Source organism: Streptomyces sp. NPDC007162, assembly GCF_040634175.1.
In the GTDB taxonomy this organism is placed as follows: Bacteria; Actinomycetota; Actinomycetes; order Streptomycetales; family Streptomycetaceae; genus Streptomyces.
The window spans coordinates 1-4399 of the sequence record NZ_JBEYFC010000636.1; the positions used below are offsets into that span (position 1 = coordinate 1).

A 4399-nucleotide genomic window follows, 5' to 3' on the forward strand; every position below is an offset into this window, starting at 1 on the left:
GCAGCACGTCCTCCTCAGCGGTGGCGACCGTGTGGAGCGCGTGGACGCTCCCGAGCTGCGCGAGCCGCTGGTCCGAGAGGTGACCCGACCTGATCGCCGCGCTGCGCTGACGGCTGCCGGTCTCCGCTGCCTCAGCGGATCTCCAGGATCTTCTCCAGCATCGCGTAGACCACTGCCTCCATCCTGGAGTGCAACTGCAGTTCCTCCCAGCGCACCTCGCTCGTCTCGGCGAGCTCCTCCTCGATGATCTCGTTGCAGAGATCGATGCACTCGTCGCAGATGTACACACCGGGCCCTGCGATGAGCTTCTTGACCTGCTTCTGGCTCTTGCCGCAGAACGAGCACTTGAGCAGATCGCCGCCGTCACCGATGCGTGCCACGGTGTGCTTCCCCTTCGCCTGGGAGACGCCTGGACTCTTCCGAATCCAGCGGCTCCTGGTGCTGCCTTATGTCGACGGTACCTTGCCGGGCCCCCCGTACGGGCCCCCCTTGGCACGGTTCACTTTGACGTGCACCGTGCCGAGCACGCGGTCAGACCGTGCCAAGGGCGGCAGAGAATACATCCTCTGTCAGCGGACGTCCGAGTTGTTCATCTTCCGGGTGGAGATGATCTGGTCCACGATGCCGTACTCCAGCGCTTCCTCGGCCGTGAGGATCTTGTCGCGCTCGATGTCCTCGCGGACCTTCTCCAGCGGCCGGTTGGAGTGCTTGGCCAGCATGTTCTCCAGCTGCTCACGCATCCGCGTGAACTCGTTGGCGATGATCTCCAGGTCGGAGAGCTGGCCACGGCCGGTGGAACCGGCCGGCTGGTGGATCAGCACACGGGAGTTCGGCAGCGCCATGCGCTTGCCGGGCGTGCCGGCGGCCAGCAGGATGGCCGCCGCGGAGGCCGCCTGGCCCATGCAGACCGTCTGGATGTCGGGCTTCACGAACTGCATCGTGTCGTAGATCGCCGTGAGGGCGGTCATGTCGCCGCCCGGGCTGTTGATGTAGATCGAGATGTCCCGGTCGGGGTCCATCGACTCCAGGCACAGCAGCTGCGCCATGACGTCGTTGGCGGAGGCGTCGTCGATCTGGACGCCGAGGAAGATCACGCGCTCCTCGAAGAGCTTCGCGTACGGGTCGTACTCGCGGATGCCCTGGGAGGTGCGCTCGACGAAGCGCGGGATGACGTAGCGGGCGTCGGGCCGGGGCCCGTCGTAGCGGGCGTCAGCGGCGCCGGGGATGTTGCTCATGAGGGTGTTCACCGTCCTGGTGGCGTTCGGGGGGCTGGGGTCTCGGCGGTGTCTGGCGTGGCCGGGCCTGGTGTCAGGCGCCGGTGCCGCCGCCTCCCGGAACACCCGAGGCGTTCCTGATGATCTCGTCAATGAGACCGTACTCCTTGGCCTCTTCCGGGGTGAACCAGCGGTCGCGGTCGGCGTCGCGGAGGATCGTCTCGACCGACTGGCCGGAGTGCAGCGCGGTCAGCTCGGTCATGGTCTTCTTCGTGCGCAGCAGGTACTGGGCCTGGATCTTGATGTCCGAGACCGTACCGCCGAGGCCCGCGGAGCCCTGGTGCATCATGATGTCGGTGTGCGGCAGGGCGAAGCGCTTGCCGGCGGTGCCGCCGGTCAGCAGGAACTGGCCCATCGAGGCCGCCATGCCCATGCCGATCGTGACCACGTCGTTCGGGATGAACTGCATGGTGTCGTAGATCGCCATGCCGGCCGTCACCGAGCCGCCGGGGCTGTTGATGTAGAGGTAGATGTCCTTGTCGGGGTCGGCCGCAAGGAGCAGCAGCTGCGCGGTGATCTTGTTGGCGATGTCGTCGTCGACCTGCTGGCCGAGGAAGATGATCCGCTCGCCGAGCAGCCGGTTGTAGACCTGGTCACCGAGGCCACCGCCGATGGAGGGGTCGCCGGCGGCGGAGGGCATCAGATTCGTCACGTATCCACCTGCTCGTCTTACGACGGCGCCGGGCCGTCTCACGTTTCCGTAGCCGGGGGCTTGGCTGCCCTCGTACTCATGGACCCTAACGCGATGGTCCCTTCGGGGAATCCCGGTAAGAGGGCTGTTCGCCGGGGGCGTAGCGCGGGTGCCTCCGGCGGAAGGGCCGCTGTCAACCCGGCGTGACAGTGCCGGTGAGTGGACGAGCGCGACGCAGTCGTGGCTTGTCGCGCAGTTCCCCGCGCCCCCGAACGGCCGCTGCGCCGCCCTCGCGGCCGCCCCGGCCTCAAAGACGAAGGGGCTCCCGGGACAGTGCCCAGGAGCCCCTGTACGCCGTTACGGGCGCCGTGGGGGTCAGCCCTCGGTCTTCTCCTCGGACGGGGCGTCGGCGGGCTCGGCGGCGGCCTCAGGGGCCTCCGTCGCGGTCTCCGTCTCGTCCTCGTCCTCGTCGTCCAGGTCGACGATCTCGCCGTTGGTGTCCTTCACCGTGGCGGCCTCGACCACGACGGCCAGGGCCTTGCCGCGGGCGACCTCGCCGACCAGGAGCGGAACCTGGCCGCCCTCGACGACGGCCTGGGCGAACTGGTCGGGGGACATGCCGGAGGAGGCCGCACGCCGCATGAGGTGCTCGGTGAGCTCCTCCTGGTTGACGTTGAGGTTCTCCTTCTTGACCAGCTCGTCGAGGACGAACTGGGTCTTGATGCCCTTGACCGCGGCCTCGCGGGTCTCGGTCTCGAACTCCTCGGCGGTCTTGCCCTGGATCTCGAGGTACTTCTCGAGGTCGAGGCCCATCTGGCCGAGCTGGTGGTGCTCCAGGTTGTGCTTGCGGGTGTTGATCTCGTCCTCGAGGAGCTTCTCGGGGACGGGCACCTCGACGAGCTCCAGGAGCTTCTCAAGGACGCGCTCCTGGGCCTGGGTGGCCTGGTCGTACGTCTTCATGTTGGCGAGCCGCTTGCGGCTGTCCGCCTTCAGCTCCTCCAGGGTGTCGAACTCGGAGGCGAGCTGAGCGAACTCGTCGTCCAGCTCGGGCAGCTCACGCGCGGCGACCTGGGTGACCTTGACGGTGACCTCGGCCTCCTTGCCGGCCGCGGAGCCGCCCTTGAGCTCGGAGGCGAAGGTGGCCTCCTCGCCGGCCGACTTGCCCTTGACGGCGTCGTCGATGCCGTCGAGCAGCTCGCCGGAGCCGATGGTGTAGGAGACGCCGCTGGCGATGCCGTCCTCCAGCACCTCGCCGTCGACCTTGGCCTCCAGGTCGATGGTGACGACGTCGCCGTCCTCGGCGGCGCGCTCGACGGGAGAGGTCGAGGCGAAGCGCTCACGGAGCTGCTCCACGGACTTCTCGACGTCCTCGTCGGTCACCTCGACGGCGTCGACCTCGACCTCGATGCCGGTGTAGTCCGGGATCTCGAGGGCGGGGCGGACGTCGACCTCCGCGGTGAAGTTCAGCGTGTCGCCGTCCTTCAGCTCGGTGATGTCGACGTCGGGCTGGCCCAGGGGGCTCAGCTCGGCCTCGTTGACCGCGTCGGTGTAGAACTTCGGAAGCGCGTCGTTGACGGCCTCCTCCAGGACCGCACCGCGGCCGAACCGCTGGTCGATGACCCGGGCCGGGATCTTGCCCTTGCGGAAGCCCTTCACCGTGACCTGCTGGTTGATCTTCTTGTACGCCGCGTCGAGGCTGTCCTTGAGCTCCTCGAAGGGCACCTCGACAGTGAGCCGAACCCGGGTCGGGTTCAGGGTCTCCACGGCGCTCTTCACGGTTCGGTCTCCTTGTGGCTGACTTCTTGGGTTCTGCCGGCGCCAGAGGGGCCCGGCGGAGTTTCGCCGCCCGGAGGAGTTCGTAGGCCGCCGCTTGGCGGGCCGGGACACACGGGCGCGCAGCTTGCATAGTAACCGCAGCCGCTCAGCGCCCCAAAAGGCGATCAAGACGGACGCCGTCAGGTGGTGGTCGGGGTGGCGGGATTTGAACCCACGGCCTTCCGCTCCCAAAGCGGACGCGCTACCAAGCTGCGCCACACCCCGTTTCGGTGCGAGACGTAGGGTACATGCCCGGGCCGCCCGCGTCGGCCGCATTGTCCACCCGCGTCGGCCGCGCATCGCGGCGGGCCCGACCTGTTGGCCTCGGCGCCGGGCGACCCGCTACGATGCCTCATGTGCCGCGGTCACCGACCTGCGGCGCGCGTTGTGCGGGCGTAGCTCAATGGTAGAGCCCTAGTCTTCCAAACTAGCTACGCGGGTTCGATTCCCGTCGCCCGCTCCATACACTGAAGGCCCAGGTGAGAGGTCGGTTTCCTCTCCCGGGCCTTCAGCCGTTCCAAGGGGCGATCAGTCCCGCGAGGGGCGCCGTTCCCGACTGCGGGTCCGTAGGGGCGTGCGCGGGGAGCTCCCGTCCCGTCCACCGCTCGAGCGCTTGTGCTGCGACCACGGAGAACCTCTGATCTTGCTCAAGGCCGTAGTCATGCGCATGCCGGAGACA

Annotated in this window: 3 protein-coding genes, 2 tRNA genes and 2 pseudogenes; 1 reads left to right on the forward strand and 6 read right to left on the reverse strand. The window is 68.0% G+C overall.

The window, feature by feature from the left end; genetic code table 11:
- Positions 1-131: 131 nt before the first annotated feature.
- From ABZ646_RS40995 to ABZ646_RS41020, 6 genes and pseudogenes are all read right to left on the reverse strand, one after another.
- Positions 132-206: pseudogene (locus ABZ646_RS40995) on the reverse strand (DNA-binding response regulator); the annotation flags it as partial.
- Positions 198-380: pseudogene (locus ABZ646_RS41000) on the reverse strand (ClpX C4-type zinc finger protein); the annotation flags it as partial. The pseudogenes ABZ646_RS40995 and ABZ646_RS41000, both read right to left, overlap by 9 nt.
- Before the next feature lie 189 nt (positions 381-569).
- Positions 570-1235 carry an ATP-dependent Clp protease proteolytic subunit gene (locus ABZ646_RS41005; protein ID WP_360531191.1) on the reverse strand — a complete coding sequence of 222 codons (666 nt, stop codon included), beginning with the start codon at positions 1233-1235 and terminating at the stop codon, positions 570-572.
- 73 nt (positions 1236-1308) lie between these two features.
- On the reverse strand, positions 1309-1914 hold the full coding sequence (locus ABZ646_RS41010; RefSeq protein WP_360531197.1) for an ATP-dependent Clp protease proteolytic subunit: 606 nt from the start codon (positions 1912-1914) through the stop codon (positions 1309-1311).
- A gap of 366 nt (positions 1915-2280) precedes the next feature.
- Positions 2281-3681, reverse strand: a complete 1401-nt coding sequence (gene tig, locus ABZ646_RS41015) for a trigger factor (RefSeq protein WP_360531194.1) — start codon at positions 3679-3681, stop codon at positions 2281-2283.
- A gap of 187 nt (positions 3682-3868) precedes the next feature.
- Positions 3869-3945: transfer RNA gene (locus tag ABZ646_RS41020), tRNA-Pro, on the reverse strand.
- Positions 3946-4109: 164 nt separating this feature from the next.
- On the opposite strand from ABZ646_RS41020, the gene ABZ646_RS41025 reads away from it, so the two are divergent.
- A tRNA-Gly gene (locus tag ABZ646_RS41025) sits at positions 4110-4183 on the forward strand.
- Positions 4184-4399: the final 216 nt, after the last annotated feature.

Excerpts from the sequence above, each read along its gene's own strand:
- ABZ646_RS41005 (WP_360531191.1), bottom strand. The coding sequence starts at position 1,235 with ATGAGCAACATCCCCGGCGCCGCTGACGCCCGCTACGACGGGCCCCGG.
- ABZ646_RS41010 (WP_360531197.1), bottom strand. The coding sequence starts at position 1,914 with ATGCCCTCCGCCGCCGGCGACCCCTCCATCGGCGGTGGCCTCGGTGAC.